General features: G+C 38.1%; 17 protein-coding genes. 10 read left to right on the top strand and 7 right to left on the bottom strand.

All coding sequences use genetic code 11. The features are described 5' to 3' along the window. The 4 genes from AC4MRQ_RS10510 to AC4MRQ_RS10525 form a co-directional block, all read right to left on the bottom strand. Positions 1-400, bottom strand: a 400-nt coding sequence (locus AC4MRQ_RS10510) for a S1 family serine peptidase (protein WP_491197631.1), incomplete at its 3' end; no start/stop codon positions are given. A gap of 33 nt (positions 401-433) precedes the next feature. Beyond that, a complete protein-coding gene (locus AC4MRQ_RS10515) occupies positions 434-1,237 on the bottom strand; it encodes a peptidylprolyl isomerase (RefSeq protein WP_491197632.1) in 804 nt (267 codons plus the stop codon). A 418-nt stretch (positions 1,238-1,655) separates the two neighbouring features. Further along, positions 1,656-2,471, bottom strand: coding sequence for a peptidylprolyl isomerase (locus AC4MRQ_RS10520; protein WP_491197633.1), 816 nt, complete (start codon positions 2,469-2,471; stop codon positions 1,656-1,658). Between the two features lie 27 nt (positions 2,472-2,498). Next, the gene (locus tag AC4MRQ_RS10525) at positions 2,499-2,852 is read right to left on the bottom strand and encodes a hypothetical protein (RefSeq protein ID WP_491197634.1); all 354 of its coding nucleotides are present in this window, start codon (positions 2,850-2,852) and stop codon (positions 2,499-2,501) included. A 193-nt stretch (positions 2,853-3,045) separates the two neighbouring features. Between AC4MRQ_RS10525 and AC4MRQ_RS10530 the strand changes: the two genes are divergently transcribed. Continuing rightward, positions 3,046-4,068, top strand: coding sequence for a DUF4097 family beta strand repeat-containing protein (locus AC4MRQ_RS10530; protein WP_491197635.1), 1,023 nt, complete (start codon positions 3,046-3,048; stop codon positions 4,066-4,068). A 120-nt stretch (positions 4,069-4,188) separates the two neighbouring features. Here the strand turns inward: AC4MRQ_RS10530 and arsC are convergent, their stop codons facing one another. The 3 genes from arsC to AC4MRQ_RS10545 form a co-directional block, all read right to left on the bottom strand. Continuing rightward, on the bottom strand, positions 4,189-4,530 hold the full coding sequence (gene arsC / locus AC4MRQ_RS10535) for an arsenate reductase (glutaredoxin) (protein WP_491197636.1): 342 nt from the start codon (positions 4,528-4,530) through the stop codon (positions 4,189-4,191). 222 nt (positions 4,531-4,752) lie between these two features. After that, a protein-coding gene (gene prfB, locus AC4MRQ_RS10540; protein WP_491197637.1) for a peptide chain release factor 2 occupies positions 4,753-5,851 on the bottom strand; the annotation gives its coding sequence in 2 pieces (ribosomal slippage) (positions 4,753-5,787 and positions 5,789-5,851; 1,098 coding nt in all). Between the two features lie 183 nt (positions 5,852-6,034). After that, a complete protein-coding gene (locus AC4MRQ_RS10545; protein ID WP_491197638.1) occupies positions 6,035-7,489 on the bottom strand; it encodes a trypsin-like peptidase domain-containing protein in 1,455 nt (484 codons plus the stop codon). A 547-nt stretch (positions 7,490-8,036) separates the two neighbouring features. Here AC4MRQ_RS10545 and AC4MRQ_RS10550 point away from each other — a divergent pair. The 9 genes from AC4MRQ_RS10550 (at position 8,037) to AC4MRQ_RS10590 (ending at position 18,209) form a co-directional block, all read left to right on the top strand. Further along, positions 8,037-8,708: a hypothetical protein gene (locus tag AC4MRQ_RS10550; RefSeq protein WP_491197639.1), complete on the top strand. Its 672-nt coding sequence runs from the start codon at positions 8,037-8,039 to the stop codon at positions 8,706-8,708. Next, a complete protein-coding gene (locus AC4MRQ_RS10555; protein ID WP_491197640.1) occupies positions 8,705-10,030 on the top strand; it encodes a hypothetical protein in 1,326 nt (441 codons plus the stop codon). Before AC4MRQ_RS10550 ends, AC4MRQ_RS10555 begins: the two co-directional genes overlap by 4 nt. A gap of 22 nt (positions 10,031-10,052) precedes the next feature. Next, positions 10,053-11,291, top strand: coding sequence for a hypothetical protein (locus tag AC4MRQ_RS10560; RefSeq protein ID WP_491197641.1), 1,239 nt, complete (start codon positions 10,053-10,055; stop codon positions 11,289-11,291). A gap of 154 nt (positions 11,292-11,445) precedes the next feature. Beyond that, complete coding sequence (locus AC4MRQ_RS10565) at positions 11,446-12,711, top strand: hypothetical protein (protein ID WP_491197642.1); 1,266 nt, start codon at positions 11,446-11,448, stop codon at positions 12,709-12,711. Between the two features lie 180 nt (positions 12,712-12,891). After that, positions 12,892-13,974 (top strand): hypothetical protein, encoded by a 1,083-nt coding sequence (locus AC4MRQ_RS10570; protein WP_491197643.1) that lies wholly within the window; start codon positions 12,892-12,894, stop codon positions 13,972-13,974. Positions 13,975-14,154: 180 nt separating this feature from the next. After that, positions 14,155-15,513 (top strand): hypothetical protein, encoded by a 1,359-nt coding sequence (locus tag AC4MRQ_RS10575; protein ID WP_491197644.1) that lies wholly within the window; start codon positions 14,155-14,157, stop codon positions 15,511-15,513. A gap of 33 nt (positions 15,514-15,546) precedes the next feature. Next, complete coding sequence (locus tag AC4MRQ_RS10580; RefSeq protein ID WP_491197645.1) at positions 15,547-15,678, top strand: hypothetical protein; 132 nt, start codon at positions 15,547-15,549, stop codon at positions 15,676-15,678. 81 nt (positions 15,679-15,759) lie between these two features. Further along, entirely contained in the window at positions 15,760-17,733 is a 1,974-nt protein-coding gene (locus AC4MRQ_RS10585; protein ID WP_491197646.1) for a C10 family peptidase, read from the top strand. Between the two features lie 5 nt (positions 17,734-17,738). Continuing rightward, the gene (locus AC4MRQ_RS10590) at positions 17,739-18,209 is read left to right on the top strand and encodes a hypothetical protein (protein ID WP_491197647.1); all 471 of its coding nucleotides are present in this window, start codon (positions 17,739-17,741) and stop codon (positions 18,207-18,209) included. Positions 18,210-18,328 lie beyond the last annotated feature (119 nt).

Genomic DNA, 18,328 nt, shown 5'->3' on the forward strand with positions numbered 1-18,328 from the left:
GTTGATAAACAGAGTCAGCTTTAAATGTGGCGTCTTTTATGCTTAGATAATTCAGATTGCGACGACTAACTTTTAACAAAGCCAGATCAAGATCCACATCGTAGGCAACAAATCCCTGAACTAAAGAGAAATCCTGTAAGCCCATTGGCGAAGCTTTTACTTTATAGGCACCTTTTATATAACTAAGGTTAGTAACCACAAGGTTAGGAGCAACATAAAAGCCAAAACCATCGTTGAGTTGGCGTGTGTAGTGGTCAAAAGTACGCAGACTAACTATGCCTTTAACGTTCTCCTTATACGATCCTTTGAAGGTATCGACCACCTTTTGCTGTTGATCTGTTTTACCTTTGCAGGCTGCAAAGCTGATTACAATTAATGAGATGATGAAGATTCTAAACATGATGAACTTGTTTTGAGTCTTTTCGCTATGTCTTTATTTCGTTACTATACTTACCTTAATTTTCACATCGGTTCTTGGGCGATTGTGTTTATCCACTGGCAACGAAGCAATTTTACTGATTACATTGATGCCTTCAACTACTTCGCCAAAAACAGTATAATCGCCGTCCAGTTCAGGCGTACCTCCAATGGTTGAATAAACTTTCCGTTGCTCTTCGCTAAATTCAACTTTATCCGATATGCTATAATGAAAATTGATTTTATCCTTGATCTCGCGCAGTAGTTTATTGAAACCTTTAGGATCTTCCTTTTTCAACCTTGCTAACTCTTCTTTATGTGGCAGGTAATACTGCTTTTTCAGTTCTATTTTGATTGGATTGTTGGTGGCCTTTTCAATCAAATCCAGTTCCTCAGTTGTGTACTTGCGACCTTGTACAACATAAAATTGCGACACATCCGACATCTTAAAATGATTCACTTCTTCGGGTTGACGGGGCGCACATAAAGCACCACGTTTATGATAGCAATTATCATGATATTCGGCATCGATGTTAATGGCCTTGCCATATCCAATGGCACGCCCGGGTGCAGCATTACGTGAATCTGATGAACCGCCCTGGATAACAAACCCTTTAACAACACGATAAAATAAGGTACCGTCAAAATGCTTTTCACCTACCAGCTTCAGAAAATTGTCGCGATGATTGGGTGTTTCGTTGTATAATTTCACCTTCATTGTGCCCATGTTGGTTGATATATTGACATAATAAACAGGCTCCTGCGAATTTGCATGTGTCAGAAAAAGTAATCCGATAGCTAAGACTAATAATCTGTGCATAAAATTTCCTTTTAGAATGTGCAAGATAAGTATTAGTTGGGAGTTTTGAGTTCTGTGTATTTGGGTTTAGGGTTGATGAGTCTTGAGTTTTAGGTTCTGAGTTCAGGGGTAGTTCAAAAATGATACGGTCTTTGGTTACAAGTTAAGCTTAAAGCATAAATCCCCCTCTCCCAACGGGTATCTCCCCAAGGGGAGAACTGGAAGTGAGCCCGCAGAAATATCTTCCCCTTTGGGGAAGTGCCTGAAAGGCTATGGGGGAAATTAAATACCCGTAACATTGTAATTGACTTGACACTAGAGGGATAACCGAGTGAAATACCTATCTCTTCAGATTTCTAATTCTCTTCCTAAAAGAAACGGATGCTAGTCATTTGCAGTGGCAAAGAATAGCATCCGTTTTAATATGATTATCTTGTACTTAGTTGAGCACTTTTACTTTTATGATATAAACATCTTCTGTCGGACGATCGGCCTGACCGGTTTCAACACCTGCGATGGCATCAATCACTTCCAGTCCTTCAACAACTTCGCCAAATACTGTGTAATTGTCGTCGAGGTGAGGAACACCACCAATTGTACGATACACCTCTTTTATTTCTTCAGGAATGCTTTGCTTTGGCTCTTTGGCCATTTTCTTTTCAACTTCCTCTTCAATCTTTACACGCATGTTCATAAAGGCCTCCTGATCTCCGCCTTTCTGAATAGCCTGAAGAGTATCTTTATATTCTTCCAGTGTTTTGTAGAAAACTTGTTGGCGTTTCATGTCTTCATAACGCTTTTCTATACCTTTAAAACCCTCATCAGTATAGGTTTTTCCCTGAACGATGTAAAACTGTGAGCCTGATGATTTTTTTTCAGGATTAACATTGTCACCTGTGCGCGCGGCTGCAAGGGCTCCTTTCTTATGGAAAAGTGCTGGGTAGTTTATTTCAGCCGGCACCTGATATCCAGGACCTCCATTACCAAGCATGGCATCAGGCTTTGCTCCTTTAGAATCAGGATCTCCACCTTGTATCATAAACTCGTTGATTACACGGTGGAAAAGTAATGAGTCATAAAATCCTTCTTCGGCTAATTTTACGAAATTATCACGGTGCTGTGGTGTTTCATCATACAATTTGATTTTCATATCACCCTTCGATGTTTTCATCAGTAACATCACACCCTCTTTAGGTTGCTTGCTGCATGAGGCCAACAAAGCAATTCCTAAAATGATTGTAAATAAATGCTTCATTTTAATATTGTTAGTGTTCAATTTGAATTATTCGAATTCAATGTTTTTAAAGTATTCGATCAGACCTTTTTTAATGAGTTGATTTTGGTAGGATGGCATCATTGATTTAAGCTTGGGTGAAGCTTCAAATATTGGGAAACCATCGGCATCAATTCCCGTTTCTTTTATATATCCCTGACGAACCAAAATGCGGCAACGGGCAACATTAATCAAATCCATCTTCTCGGTTTTGGAAAATTCTCTGAAACCCCAGCCCATTTCCTGAATACCCAATACAAACAAAATAAATTCATATTCGGCACTTACTTTAAAATGTTTACTGACTTTAAGAACGAGTTCATCCCATTCCTTTTCAAACTCATTTGATGTCATTTCTGCCATGTTTCAAAATTAATTAAACGCTTGTAATGTACAAGATGAATAATTGTTTTAGCTATCAAACAGCACATTCAAGAAAAAGTTGGCAATTTTTTTCATTAGCATGTAACTTATCCCAATTTACGAGCGTCCTATTTTGAGATGACTCTAAATGGGAGTCTGAATTAATTGATTGTATTACCCAAAATATACTATGATGAAAGAGTTAAAAAGAATGAGTTTTCTCGCGGTACTAATAATCGCGAGTATGATTGCATGTGTGGAAGCACAAGATGTTATTGACAAGGTTGATGAGTCATTTAATAACATTAGTAATGTAGAAGTTGAAGGGTCGTTTTGCTCTGTTAATATAGTTGGCGGAGCTGGTAACGGTGTAAGTCTTACTGGTGAAATAACCGGTTCAAAAAAGTATGATGTTAAAATCCGGCATAATGTAAGTGGTGGTACTTTGCGCGTGTGGATTGATCGTCCTAATTCTTTGCGAAATGTACGTGGAAAGCTGGAACTGAATGTTCCCACAAATACCAATGTTGATGTCGATAATTCGAGTGGCAGTGTTTATGTATCCAATTTGGGACAGGTAATTGCAAAGTTGAAAACTTCAAGTGGAAGTATTAAAGCACAAAAGATTGATTCTGATTTGAATGCATCGGCTTCATCTGGAAGCATTTCACTGGCTGATATAACAGGCGATGTGCGTTCGACAACCTCATCAGGCGGGCAGAAGCATGCCGGCATTGGAGGCAGTCTAAAAGCCAAAGCTTCATCAGGTAGTATCAAAGTTGAAAGTGTAGGTGGTGAGGCTGAAGTAACCACTTCTTCTGGTAGTCAGTCAATCAATTCTATTGGCAATAATCTGTATGCTCAAGCTTCTTCGGGTAGCGTTAAGATTTCTGATGTTCGAGGTGATGTTAAAGCAAGTACATCATCAGGAGGTTTAAGTTTAAGCAGTGTAACAGGTGCTGTCAATCTGGTTTCAACAAGTGGTAGTCAGAGAGGTTCTAATATTAAGCTGACAGGCAATTCCACGTTTAAATCATCATCGGGCAGTGTTTCGATGGAATTAACAAATGATACTGAGGAGTTAAGCTTTGCCTTAAGAGCCTCTTCCGGTAGTTTGAATGCAAAAGGAAGCAGTGGACGTAAGAATCTGGTTATCGAACGCGGACCGATAAAGGTAACTGGCACAAGTAGTTCTGGTAGTCAGTCGTATAGATAAAGAAACGGTTCTTTCACCGGACGATGGATTTCAAAGGAATGATTTGTCCGGTGATTTTAAATAAAATAACCGCTTAGCGAGCAATCACTAAGCGGTTTTTATTTTGTCAAAAAATACTCGTTACAAAATCGTTTCAATTTCTTCGGTTGGCCTGCCGATCACAGCTTTATCACCATTAATAACAATCGGACGCTCAATTAATCTTGGATATTCAAGCATAGCCAAAATCCATTCTTCATCTGATAATTCTTTATCGGCGAATTCGGACTTGTATACTTCCTCGTTCTTACGGATGATATCCAAAGGACGTTTGCCGAGTTTATCAATTATATCAACCAACTCATCAGGTGTAAGTGCTTCATCCAAATACTTGCAAACTTCAAATTCTACACCTTTTTCTTCCAACAGGGCTACACCTGCGCGGCTTTTTGAACAACGTGGATTATGTAATATGGTAATCATTGTTTTTGTTTTAAAGTTACTTGTGTATAACTCATTACTGATGAATTTGTTTTAACCCGCAATATGAATTTGAAAACCTATTACGCATCGAAACTACTTCAAAACAAATCTCTTCATTCATTTACTTCAATTCACCGTAGCGGTGCTACGACTCATTTCAGTAAATGCTTGTTTCATTGTATTTTCAATGCTCACTACGATTTTCCAATACATAATCCGGGTTTAGTAGACCTCTTCAGCCCCAAACTCCATTAAGTAAGCCTTAATAAATCCGTCAATATCGCCGTCCATCACAGCCTGCACGTTAGATGTTTCAAAATTGGTACGTACATCTTTAACAAGCTTGTATGGTTGCATCACGTAGGAGCGAATCTGAGATCCCCATTCGATCTTTTTCTTTTGCGACTCCACCTTATTTTGCTCTTCCATCTTCTTGCGAAGCTCAATCTCATAAAGCTGAGATTTTAGTAGTCGCATGGCATTTTCCTTATTGCCCAACTGAGAGCGTGACTCGGTATTTTCAATCACAATGCCAGAGGGGGCATGACGCAAGCGAACACCTGTTTCTACTTTGTTTACATTCTGTCCACCGGCGCCTCCTGACCGGAATGTTTCCCAGGTAATATCACTCGGGTTAATGTCAATGTCTATCGAATCATCAATAAGCGGTATAACAAAAACAGAAGTAAATGAAGTCATTCGCTTATTAGCAGCATTGAATGGCGACAGGCGAACCAAGCGATGAACGCCATTCTCACTTTTCAGGTAACCATAGGCAAAATCTCCCTCAAATTGCAGGCTAACTGTTTTGATACCCGCATCATCTCCGGGTTGGTAGTTCACCTCTTTAACTTTGTATCCGTGTGACTCACCCCAACGAATGTACATACGCATCAGCATCTCGGCCCAGTCCTGACTTTCAGTGCCACCGGCTCCTGCATTGATCTTTAGCACGGCTCCCATTTTATCTTCTTCACGGCGCAACATGTTTTTGAGCTCCAGCTTCTCGAGCATCTCCTTGCTCAGCTCATATTGCTGATCCACATCCTCAGCATCAGCCTCACCTGCTTTATGGAAATCGAATAAGACCTGCAGATCTTCTACTGCCGAGGCCACCTCTTCGTAGTCGTTTACCCAGCTTTTCAGCTCACGCAACTTTTTCATCTGAAGTTCGGCTTTTTGGGCATCGTCCCAAAAATCGGGTGCCTGTGAGCGCAACTCTTCTTCTTCTATTTCAACCTTTTTACGATCGATGTCAAAGATACCTCCTTAACGCTAACTCGCGTCCGGTTAAATCTTTAAGTATTTCTTGTGTTATCATCTTTAAAAATTAAGTGTGTAAAGGTACAAAAAAGGGTGTACTACCTTAATTCGGCTTGCGGAATTTCGCAGCCTGCAGATAACACGGATTTTCGCTGAAGTGTTTTCACCCATTGGGGGGAATATAAATGTGGGCTAATCTGCATAATTTGTAGGAAATAGAAAAACTTACAGATGTTGGGCATTACCTGTTGTAAACACTGCGCTTTACATTTTTGCAATAACGTGAGATGTATCGATATGCTTCAAAATTGCCCAACCTGCCTGCTTTGTCCCAGTCATAACAAGCCTTTTTGTGCAGGCCGATGTTGTAATGGGCAACGCCGCGGTTAAACCAGGCGTGTACATCTTTGATGTCTTTTTCGATAGCTTTATCAAAGTCCTGTATTGCGGGCAAATAATCTTTTTTTGAGAAAAATATTGTCCCCCGAATGGAGTATATGCCGGGTAAATCCGGGTCAAGGTAAATGGTTTTATTAATATCGGATAAAGCAGCTTCTTCATCAGAAGAATGTTGCATACGCAGCTTAGCTCTTTCGTAAAATGAAGGTGCCAGTAGTGAGTCTGCTTTAATTGCTTCGCTATGCCAATTGAATGCGGTTCTGACATCTTTATGTCTGGCGAAGTCCAAAATGGCTAATTGGCTAATGGCCGGGCCAAAATCGGCTTTATGATCGAGGCATAACTCCAGGTTAATGCTTGCTTCGTCATTTTTCTCTTCTGCCATTTTAAACAGGCCTTTGAAATAGTATTGAAGAAACCCGTTGGGATTTAAGTCCTGGCATATTTCAAGATCTTCCCGACAACCAACAAAATTCTGATAATGATACCTTGCATAAGCCCTTAAGCAATAGGCAATGTCCGATTCGGGATGTTCTTTTATATATCTGCTTAGGTTTTTTGCAGCTTCAATGTGCTGGTCACAAACAATGTTTAATATCGATTGGCTATATAATGGATCTAAATGCTCACGCTTGTCTTGAAAATGTACACCTTCTTCAAGCGGAATGTTAACGTTTATCCAGTTGGTATCATTTAAAAGGTAGGTGTTGTACAAGATCTTATGCAAGCCATTTCTTGAGACATTTACAATACCGCAAAGTTGACCTTTTCTGTTTATTGCAGGAGCACCTGCTGAGTACCTTTTGTAGTTACCTTCAATGATGCCGGTTCTGGAAATAAATGGGTAATGGATTAAATCCATTACAGAGCCAAGTGTCATTCCATCTTCTGTTTCCTGCTCATGAGTAAAAAAAAGCAATTCCTCATTTTGTTTATATGACAATTTAGATGGCATCAGAAAGTTGAACGATTTTTGCCTGTTTTGCTCCACCTTAATCAAGGCCAAATTACTTTCTGGATGGATGGATATTACTTGATTGACTTGGTATGTTCGCCCCCCGCGAACTGTTACAACTGCTGAATCAGCATGCTCGAAAATATAACCCATGGTAACAGCCAGACCATTTGAGCTTAAGAAAAACCCGGACGCCTTACCTGTTAAGAGATTATTACTGCTATAAGCTCTTGCTTCAAATACGGCTTTCTCCGTTGAATTGATGATATCAACGATAGACTGCCCTCTTGAAATTATTGGTAAAAGTACCAGTAAGGCTAATAACTTGAGTTTGGTTATCATTAAAAGTTGGTTTTGGTAGCTCAAAAATAACAAAATAGCGAATTAAAAGTTGAGTGTAAGACGAAAGAGTTTTGGGTTGACGAAGGGCGGGAGACTGAAGACAAAGTAGAGTCTAAAAGAGGAAATGGTTGGAGAGTTCAGGGTATAGCTCTCGTTTCAGGGTTTGGGGTTCAAAGTTATGAGTTAGAAGTTGTGGACATGAATGTGGTTGGCGGGGTACAGAAGATGGAAGACCGAAAGAGAAATGGTTGGAGAGTTCAGGATTCATGGTTAGGAGAGTGGTAGTGTATTCACTCATACCCTTCGTATTGTGTCTGATTAATGTTAATATAATATATATCATGGAATGGTTGAGGTAAAAAAGTTCACTATTATATGACGTTGATTATCATGATTATAACTGAATATAAGAAAAATATCATGAAAGTTTTTTCTAAAAAGGTGTTACCAATTCGGAAAACTGCAATTAACTTGTAAACGAATTCGACTTAACCTTTTAATGTTTGTAACCTCACACAACCTCAAATCATTAACAGGGCCTTTTATCATGGAAAGGGATTCCTGTGTACCATCCGTCACTATGGCTGGTACGAAATGTAACGGTTTAAGTGCTGCCGGCAACAGACTTATTCTGTTTAGCACGTTAATAAGACACTTGGAGCAATGTAAAAACGCCTGTTTAACAGGTCGTATCTCATCAAATCACGAAGCGGAGTGTTTGAGATGCTTCAATGCGGAGGTTAGTGCCTACAAAAACACAAATGCTTTGTTCGATCACAATAATCAAATACCTGATTATTCACAGCCGTTAAGCTTCGGCTGGTACGCCTTTATTGGCGTGAAAAAGGAGTGGTCAATTGCTAAGACTTATGAAAAAATGCCTGCAAAGGGTTCTGCAGTGCTTACAAAGGCTTCCGACGGTCTTACAAAGCATCCCGGAGGTCTTGCAAAGCACTTCCGAACTGCCTCAATGTCATGTTACGTTACTTCAATTGTATGCAACACTGCCTCAATGACATGTTATACTGCTTCATTGTCAGGTCGCACTGCCTCAATGTCAGGTTACATCGTTTCAGAACACTTCCGAAGTGAAACATTAGACATTCGGAGTATTTCAACGCATTTTATAGAGGTTTCGCCGGATATTCAATATCAAACAATATGCACTACGGATAAATCAAAATGCATCAATAATAATCAAACAAATAACAGAAAATGAAAAAACTAACGACTTTAATTTTAATGGTAGTGGTATGTGGGGCTGTTTGGGGGCAGACTGAAGATTTGTCTATTACAAACTGGTATCATACTCCCAATACTGCAAATACTAATATTGGCAATTGGACAAAAATAGCAGAGTGTAATATTACTTATCAATGGCAAGATGTTGGAGCAATTATAGACTTTTTAGGGAATGGTTCTGGTGATGGGAAAATTTATTATGGAAGAATTATCGCAAGATTTAAGAATCAAAATAATACAGCTAAAAAAATAACGCATTGGAATCTCATCCTTCAAAACTCTAATTTCAATGAAGATAATATTAAAGCGATTGTCAATGATAAGAAAGTAGAGTTATTTGTCCGAATCCCACATAGTCATACTCGTTTGCATTATCGAAAAATATTAAATGGTTATTCTTCAGCTTTAGCTCCTTTAGCCAATCAAACTTTTCAAAGTGAATTACCATCAGGAGAAATAATTATTGATTGCCAAAAAGGGGAAAACGATTTAAGTATATCTAGTTTTAAGATTAATAAAGATGGTAACGTGAGCAAACTCTTGTTCTCCGCACAATCTAATGATCCTGGTGAGATCAGGCATATTGAAAACAATAATGCAGCTGAGTTATGGATTGATCCTTCAGATGATTATGATGCAGGAGCAACAAATGATTTTTTTATTGTGGGTGAGCCAGACACCAATACAAAACGTTTTTGGGTTCGAGGAGATGGAGCCTCGTTTATAAGTAAAAACTTAGGTATAGGAAAAGTTGCGTCATCAGATGCCACCCTCGACGTAACCGGTAATATCAAAGCCCACGAAATAGAAGTTACCCTTGCCAGCATTGATGATATGCAACTCAATGGTACTCTCGCCGCTAACAATATTACCTACACTGCCAATGGCAATACCGCCGACTTTGTATTCAAAGACAACTACCAATTAAAGGACCTTAGCGAAGTAGAAGCTTTTATTAAAGCCAATAAGCACTTGCCGGAAATACCATCAGCTGAAGAGATGGAAGAAACAGGTGTGAATCTGGCGGAGATGAATAAGCTATTGCTGATGAAGGTGGAGGAGTTGACGCTTTATTCCATTGAGCAGGAGAAGAAGATTGAAAAGTTGACGGAAGACCGAAGACAGGAGACAGAGGAGAATAACGAGAAGGTTAAGGGTTTAGAGTTTAAGGTTGAGGAGTTGACGGGCGACAGAAGACAGGAGACAGAGGAGGTGAAAGCATTGAAAAGTGAAATGGAGGAACAAAAGAAAGCCTTTGAAATAAGGTTGGCGAAGTTGGAAGCCTTATTGTCAGAATAGAAACAATTAAATCATACGAAAGATGATCAAGAGAACAATTTTATTAGCAATGATTTGTCTCGTTTCAAGTTTTATAAGTGCTCAACTTGGCAGTGAAACGAGTCATGGTTATTTATACCTTAATGGTAATACGAATAGTTATCCAACATCACAGTTAAGAATTGTCAAATGGAGTAATAATAATGCTCATATTGATGTAATGGATGGGAAAAGCCTTCATCTGAATTATTACTCAGGTGGTGATATCTATTTTGGAAAAGCTACAGATGCAGCTCATAGTATCTTTAAAAAGACAGGTCAACTTGGAATTAATACCTTATCGCCATATTCTGGGTACAATTTACATGTCAATGGAAAATCACTTTTTACTGGTTTAATTAAAATAGGGCAGGCGAGCAATGTAGATAATGGGTCTCCTGGGATTGTATGTCTACACAATGATGATTTTCTGTATAATAATGAGTATTTAAACCATTATGGTTTTGGATTTCATAAGTTCGCTGACTCAGGGCAGCCTGCAGATGGAAGGAATGCATATGTGTCTGGTTATTTTGGAATTAACTTATTTACTGCGGGAGCTAACCGGCTTAGGATAAGCCGTAATGGTAATGTTGGTATTGGATCAACGAACCCAAATTCAAATTTAGTTATCACAAATAATGGATTTGCTGGGCATGTAGACTGGGCATTTACTGTTGATAGTAAAACGAGTAATTCGGCTTCAGGAATTGCAAACTTCAGAAAAAGTAATGCAGAGAGTGTTATGTATATACGAGGAGATGGACGAGTCGGTTTTGGTACGACTTCTCCAAATGCCAAACTCGACGTTGCAGGCAATATCAAAGCTCACGAAATAGAAGTTACCCTTGCAAGCATTGATGATATGCAACTTAATGGCACTCTTGCCGCCAATAATATTACCTACACCGCCAATGGCAATACCGCCGACTTTGTCTTCGAAGACAACTACCAGTTAAAAGACTTATCGGAAGTAGAGGCTTTTATTAAAGCCAATAAGCATTTACCAGAAATACCCTCGGCTGACGAGATGGAAGAAGCAGGTGTGAATCTGGCAAAGATGAATAAACTGTTGTTGATGAAAGTGGAGGAGTTGACGCTTTATGCGATAGAGCAAAAGGCAGAGGCGGAAAGGCTGAAGGTAGAAGTGGAGAAAGAAAGAGAAGAGAGGCGGGCGATGAGAAGTGAGATAGAAGAGTTGAGGAAGATGATGTTGGAGGTGGTTAGTACCCCAAATCCCTAAAGGGACTTTGGGTAATAGCTTGATTATGCAGGTTAGCATTCCTTTAAGGAATAAGGGTGTGCGAGGGAAAGTGAAAAAGAAAATTATTAAATGTGAATAACACGCACTGTGCATGAACACATTGCACTTATAAATAATCAAACAAATAATCAAAATGAAAAAGCTAACGACCTTAATTTTAACGGTAATGGTTTGCGGGGCTGTTTGTGGGCAGACTTATGATAAGATAACTTTAACAGGGACATATAGTCAAATCAGATTTGAACCCCCAGGATTATCTAAATACTACTTGGGTACGAAAGCACAAGATGGTATGGCTCTCGGTTTATGGGGAGGAACAGAGAATAGTTGGTTAACTTATTGGAAAGAGGGAACCGGAAATATGATTATTAAAAAAGGTAATCTAGGTGTCGGTACAGATTCCCCAACTTATAAACTTACAGTCAATGGGACATTTAAGGTATATAGTGGGGATAATCACTTTACATATAATGGTGCAGCAGATGTCCGACTATCGTATGCACCGAGAGGTAGTGGAGGAAGAGCTTTAGTGCATGGAGATAGTAATCAGTTGTACTTAAACTATGGAGGAGATTTTTCAGGAGGGACAAGGGTTGGCACTAGTACATTTTTCTCGAATAATGGGAAGTCTTACTTGAATTCTGGAAATATAGGTATTGGAACTACACAACCAGCTTCTAAATTAGATATAAAAGGTGACGGCCCCAACGGTGTTATGACCAAGATACATGTTGGAGATGCCTATGTTGGAGGAAAAGGAGGGTTTTTTGATATTAATATGGGAATTTACAATAGTTATGCTGCAGGTATGCGAGCATATGTTCCTACAGGGCAACCTGGGGTGGATAGAGTTTTTTTAGGATTATATACAACTACTTACGATGGTTCATTACAATCAAGAGTTGAGAGGTTAACAATTTCCGATAAAGGTAATGTGGGTATAGGAAAAGTTCCTACTTCCGCCAAACTCGATGTCAACGGCAATATCAAAGCACATGAAATAGAAGTGACTCTTGCCAGCATCGATGATATGCAACTTAATGGCACTCTCGCAGCCAACAACATTACCTATACTGCCAATGGTAATACCGCGGACTTTGTCTTCGAAGACAACTACCAATTAAAAGACCTAACAGAAGTAGAAGCCTTTATTAAAGTCAATAAACATTTACCTGAAATACCTTCAGCTGCTGTAATGGAAGAGGCGGGTGTTAACCTGGCTGAGATGAATAAACTATTGTTAATGAAGGTTGAGGAGTTGACATTGTACTCGATAGAGCTAGAGAAGAAGGTTAAGAAAGAGAGAGAAGAGAGGAGAGTGATGAGAAGTGAAATAGAAGAGTTGAGGAAGATGATGTTGGAGGTGGTTAAGATCTCAGACCAAACCCCTAACCCCTAAAGGGGGACTGATTTACAGCTTTATAATGTGTGATGGTATCCTCCCTTTTAAGGAATTGGAGGTCTGCGAATCTAACATGGTTGTGCGAAGGAAAGTGAAAAAAGAAAATTAATCATTGTAAAGAACATGCACTGCGCATGAGCACGGTGCACTTATAAATAATCAAACAAATAACAGAAAATGAAAAAACTAACGACTTTAATTTTAATTGGAATGCTTTGTGGGACTGTTTGGGGGCAAACGCGGGTACCTGAAAACTCAAGTAGTCCAATTTATTATAAGGATGGGAAAGTAGGGGTTGGAACAACAAATCCAAACGCAAAACTAAGTGTTGAGGGTGGAAATGTTTATGTTGGGGATAAGGTTAGCTCCAACGGTAATAGAAGAGAATTGCGAGTATATGGATTTGATAACGGTGAAAAGTTTTACGGAAGTTTTCATGCTAATTATGATGAGAATAGAAGAACATTTGATTTAAGTTCCAATAATCATGTTCAACAAATTAAAATAGATGCATCAGGTAATTCATATGGCAGAATATTATTAATGCCTGGTGCAAACATTGGAGTTGGAATTGGAACTGTTAATCCATATTCAAAGTTAACTGTTGCCCAATCAACATATGATAATGGACTTTCAATACATGATCCTGTTGGAAGAAAAATTCATTTATATGGCAGTGGTGCATCGGGTAGGCAAATATTAGCAACTGAAGGTACTATTAATCCTTTTTGTATTGATTTAAATGGAACAGAATTGTTTCGCATTGAGAGTAATGGCGAAGTTGGCATTGGTACAACCACCCCTGATGCTACCCTCGACGTTGCCGGCAATATCAAAGCCCACGAAATAGAAGTAACTCTTGCCAGCATTGATGATATGCAGCTTAACGGCACTTTGGCCGCCAATAACATTACCTACACCGCCAATGGCAATACTGCAGACTTTGTCTTTGAAGACAACTACCAATTAAAAGACCTAACAGAAGTAGAAGTCTTTATCAAAGCCAATAAGCACTTACCGGAAATACCCTCGGCTGCTGAGATGGAAGAGGCAGGTGTAAATCTGGCAGAGATGAATAAGCTGTTGCTGATGAAGGTGGAGGAGTTGACGCTTTATTCCATTGAGCAGGAGAAGAAGATTGAAAAGTTGACGGAAGACCGAAGACAGGAGACAGAGGAGAATAACGAGAAGGTTAAGGGTTTAGAGTTTAAGGTTGAGGAGTTGAGTGAGGAGAGAAGAGCGATGAGATGGAGGAATTGAGGAAGATGGTATTGAAGTTGGTTAAGACGCATAAATAAGGGACTTTGATTTGTTGCCTGGGTATGCGTGCTGCTACCACAATAGGGGTACGTGGTGTGCGTAGGAAAGTGAAAAAAAGAAAGTTAATAAATGTATAGAATATGCACTGCGCACCAGACACAGTGCACTAAAACTAAAAAAATGAAAAAACTAACGACTTTAATTTTAATGGGAATGTTATGTGGGGCTGTTTCAGGGCAGGTTATTGATGACGTAAACAAAAACATAATCGGATACAATAGGCTTCAAACAGGAAATGGGGATTGGATGGATATTCAATTAATGGGTACTGGTTCAAAGTTTCAAATGTTAGACCATACTAGGGGTAAGTATTTCATTAGAGCTAACTCTGGTAATAAATATGTGGAGTTTCCGCAAAATATATTTGTTAGAGGTAAAATTGGAATTGGAATTAGTTCGCCAACCACACATTTGCATTTAAACGTACCTTCATTATCAGGATTGGAAAGTGCTTTTAAGGTGCAAGTAAATGACGCTATTTCGGATTATTTCCAAATTCAAAACGGAACAGGAGTTGATAATCAATTTATTCCCATTTTACGTGGATATAGAGAATCTGACAATCGAACAGTTTTGGGCTTGACTGCGGCAGTTCCGGATGCAAATGATACTGGTTCAAGTCCTTTGATGACATTTGATGCAAGAAGGCAGACTGGTAAAATTAATAATAGGCCATTATTTCAATGGAATAGTTACGGAACTAATTATATGACGATGTCATCAAAAGGATATCTAGGAATTGGTTCTATAACGCCTATTGCAAAACTTACCATACAAAGCACAGAAAGAGGAGTAAATTCAGGTATACTGGTTCAAGATGGCTCATTAAATCCAAGAGGAGCATTGTATTTCTCTGAAAGTGGGCAGGATTTTGTAATCGATGCTCTATCGGCACCAGGTGGATCTGATGTATCTACCTTTAAAATTAGAACAGGATCAAATGATAGGTTAAATATAACACGAGACGGATTAATTGGCATCGGCACAATAACTCCCTCAGCTAAACTCGACGTCGCCGGCAACATCAAGGCACATGAAATAGAAGTAACGCTAGCCAGTATCAACGATATGCAACTAAACGGTACCCTGGCTGCCAATAATATCACTTACACCGCCAATGGCAATACCGCCGACTTTGTCTTCGAAGACAACTACCAGTTAAAAGACTTATCGGAAGTAGAGGCTTTTATTAAAGCCAATAAGCATTTACCAGAAATACCCTCGGCAGATGAAATGGAGGAAGCCGGTGTTAACCTGGCGGAGATGAATAAGCTGCTATTGATGAAGGTGGAAGAGTTAACGCTTTATTCCATAGAGCAGGAGAAAAAGATTGAGGAGTTGAGTGAGGACAGAAAGCGAGTGACTGAAGTGGAAAGTGAACTAAACAATGCTCTTAAAGAAGAAGCTACCAGACGACAGATTCTTGAAGAGCGATTAAACCAAATGGAAAAGATATTAACTAATCTAAATAAGCAATAAGATGAGAGAAACGCTATTGTATTATTAACCTTTATGGCAATAAGAGCATATATCGAAGCACAATCGTTTGAAGTACAATACGCCTACGATATGGCAGGGAAACACATTAAAAGAAAGGTGGTGGAAGTCACTTTAAAAGTGCGAAAGCAGCTGCTTATTAAGTAAGGATTGACGCGTTGACTTCGAATTTAATTGGGCAAAATCACAATTTAATGAACTTTTTAAAGATGTATAAAAGAAAATAATATGTATAAAATTCTAATAATAATCCTATTTTTTCAATTGATTAACTTTCAAAATTTAATAGCGGAAGAAATAGGTCAAGATAAAGCTAAAAGGGTAGCGTTAAACTTTTTCAGAAAAAGAAATATAGAGTATTTATCTGTGAAAGAGATATATTCAATTAAGAAAGAAAATCAAAACTATTTATATGTAATTAATTTTGAGCCTGCTGGATGGATAATAATAAGTGCTAATAGTAATATAACTCCTATTCTTGGTTATTCTGTGGAGGGAAATTATCAATACAAAAGCGATAGCAATGAGGAAGGTAATTTTTTTGTAAATGGGTATGTTGAACAAATTCATAAAGCTTCCCTGCTTAAATCTTACAATAAAATAGCAAGTAAAGAGTGGGAATCATTATCTGATGATATGATGTTGAAACCTTCAGTTACAGAGAGTACAACTGCATTAAAAATCATTGATACACCTATATGGGGGCAAGGGAAAAATAATAGCGGCACGTGTTCTCCATCATATAATTCAAAAGTAAATTCTTCGAATGGAAATAGTTGTTCATGTAATCATTATCCGGTTGGTTGTGGTCCGGTTGCAATGGCTGGAATTATGTGGCACTGGAAATATCCTTCAGCTTATAGGTGGGATTTAATACCTGATGCCATTTATTCTTCTACTGATATGAGAGAAGCGGAAGCAGTTGCTAATTTACTTAGTTTATGTGGTTCTGCTGCTAATACCCAATATCTCTGTGGAGGCTCTTTTACCACTGTGAATAATATTGAAGACGCCTTCAGAGATGCCTTTAATTATCAAGCTGCTCGCAAAGAAAAAAGACAATATTGGGAATATGGAAGTGCATGGGAAAATCTTATACGGTCTGAGATTGATTGTAACCGCCCCGTAATATATCGCGGGGATAAAGCTGATTTATCTACAGAAAAGCATATCTGGATTTGTGACGGTTATGATTTATTGGATCCATCACTTTTTCATATGAATTGGGGATGGACGGGCTCATACAATGGAAATTACAGATTAAATGATCTGACTCCATCCAGTAGTAATTTTAATAAAAATCAAATGGTCGTTGTTGGAATTAGCCCAACAATAAATATTGTTGAAAACATCTATGACAGTAATGATATATATGGTGATGTGTCATTGGTAGCTGTAAATGATATTTCATTGCCTTTAGAAGGTAACACATTAACTGTACACTCTAATTCAAATGTTCTCTTAGAATCAGGCAATACTATTGTTTTAAAACCAGGATTTAAAGTAAACAAAGGCTGTAATTTTAGAGCTAGAATTAATAGCGAACAATTACAAGTTCAAAATTATGAAATCACAGTGGACAAATGGATAAATGCTTTCAGCCCTAATGGTGATGGAATAAATGATGAATTCGTTTTTAAGGTTGATAATGCAGACTCTTGGGAAATGACTATTTTTGATGTACGAACAGGTGAATCTTTGGTTCAGACGGCAGGTGTTATAACAGGTGAAGAAGTGAGTGTTTGGAAAGGAGATGGTGCTTATGGAAAGCAAAAATATGAGGAATATAGAATGTATATCAGATTTAAGAATTCATATGGAAGATCAGTTGGTAAAGAATATGCTATACTAGTTGGAGATAATACATATGTTCATCAGAGCAGTAATGTTGAAAGCGAATCTTCAACTCTTAAATCCGAAATGGGAAATTCATCAATTGAAATTGTTGTTGATGAATATGAAAAGGAAGACGGTGCTATAATATATCCTAACCCTAGTGATGGAGTGGTGCACATTAAAAATATGAATACTAATGGGGTAAATCATATTTCTATTTTTAATAATGTAGGAAATCTTATTAAAAAGATATCTTGTCATGAAGATTATTTGGATGTAGATTTAACACAGTATAAACAAGGGTATTACATTATTAGAATTGTCAATGCAAATTATTCATCGATACATAAAATCATGATAAAATAATTTCTATGAAATATTGCTTAATTATTCTATTTGCTATATCATTTTTGGGTTGTGTAAAGGAAGATAAGTTTCCGGACTTCTACATATATAAGTATAAGGATAGTAACTATCAGTTTTTATTACCGATCAAATATAATTCTAATACTAAAAGACTTGAATCATATAAAGCTCCTAGAGACATAGATCTTTATTGGCCTCAACCGTTAATTGATAATTACTTCATCTCTATAGGTGACTTATGGACGAATGAAAATGTGTACACCTCGATAAAAAAAAGTGATTATGCAGAACAAAAGATTGAAGTGACAAGTAAGGAAATGGTTGAAAAAATCATAGATACCGACCCTTTTCAAGAATTTTATTTGATAAATAAAAATAAGTCTCGCTTCTTTAATGAAGCAAGTACATGTCGTGGTATTGACACATCCTTGATAAATAATTTGATTAAGACAAATCAACTTTCTACAATAAAATAGTTCATTGAATATTGATAATAATTTAAATTAGCGGTAGTCGATACCATAAATGGAAACCGCTTGGTGCAGTTTTTCCCAGTTCGCATAGTCCTTATCAATAAAGAGCGAGATGATCTGAG

The organism is Carboxylicivirga sp. (assembly GCF_982718395.1).

Excerpts from the sequence above, each read along its gene's own strand:
- AC4MRQ_RS10580 (WP_491197645.1), top strand. The coding sequence starts at position 15,547 with ATGGCAATAAGAGCATATATCGAAGCACAATCGTTTGAAGTACAATAC.
- AC4MRQ_RS10590 (WP_491197647.1), top strand. The coding sequence starts at position 17,739 with ATGAAATATTGCTTAATTATTCTATTTGCTATATCATTTTTGGGTTGT.
- arsC (WP_491197636.1), bottom strand. The coding sequence starts at position 4,530 with ATGATTACCATATTACATAATCCACGTTGTTCAAAAAGCCGCGCAGGT.
- AC4MRQ_RS10560 (WP_491197641.1), top strand. The coding sequence starts at position 10,053 with ATGATCAAGAGAACAATTTTATTAGCAATGATTTGTCTCGTTTCAAGT.
- AC4MRQ_RS10585 (WP_491197646.1), top strand. The coding sequence starts at position 15,760 with ATGTATAAAATTCTAATAATAATCCTATTTTTTCAATTGATTAACTTT.
- AC4MRQ_RS10545 (WP_491197638.1), bottom strand. The coding sequence starts at position 7,489 with ATGATAACCAAACTCAAGTTATTAGCCTTACTGGTACTTTTACCAATA.
- AC4MRQ_RS10520 (WP_491197633.1), bottom strand. The coding sequence starts at position 2,471 with ATGAAGCATTTATTTACAATCATTTTAGGAATTGCTTTGTTGGCCTCA.
- AC4MRQ_RS10555 (WP_491197640.1), top strand. The coding sequence starts at position 8,705 with ATGAAAAAACTAACGACTTTAATTTTAATGGTAGTGGTATGTGGGGCT.
- AC4MRQ_RS10530 (WP_491197635.1), top strand. The coding sequence starts at position 3,046 with ATGAAAGAGTTAAAAAGAATGAGTTTTCTCGCGGTACTAATAATCGCG.
- AC4MRQ_RS10575 (WP_491197644.1), top strand. The coding sequence starts at position 14,155 with ATGAAAAAACTAACGACTTTAATTTTAATGGGAATGTTATGTGGGGCT.
- AC4MRQ_RS10570 (WP_491197643.1), top strand. The coding sequence starts at position 12,892 with ATGAAAAAACTAACGACTTTAATTTTAATTGGAATGCTTTGTGGGACT.
- AC4MRQ_RS10565 (WP_491197642.1), top strand. The coding sequence starts at position 11,446 with ATGAAAAAGCTAACGACCTTAATTTTAACGGTAATGGTTTGCGGGGCT.
- AC4MRQ_RS10550 (WP_491197639.1), top strand. The coding sequence starts at position 8,037 with ATGGAAAGGGATTCCTGTGTACCATCCGTCACTATGGCTGGTACGAAA.
- AC4MRQ_RS10515 (WP_491197632.1), bottom strand. The coding sequence starts at position 1,237 with ATGCACAGATTATTAGTCTTAGCTATCGGATTACTTTTTCTGACACAT.
- AC4MRQ_RS10525 (WP_491197634.1), bottom strand. The coding sequence starts at position 2,852 with ATGGCAGAAATGACATCAAATGAGTTTGAAAAGGAATGGGATGAACTC.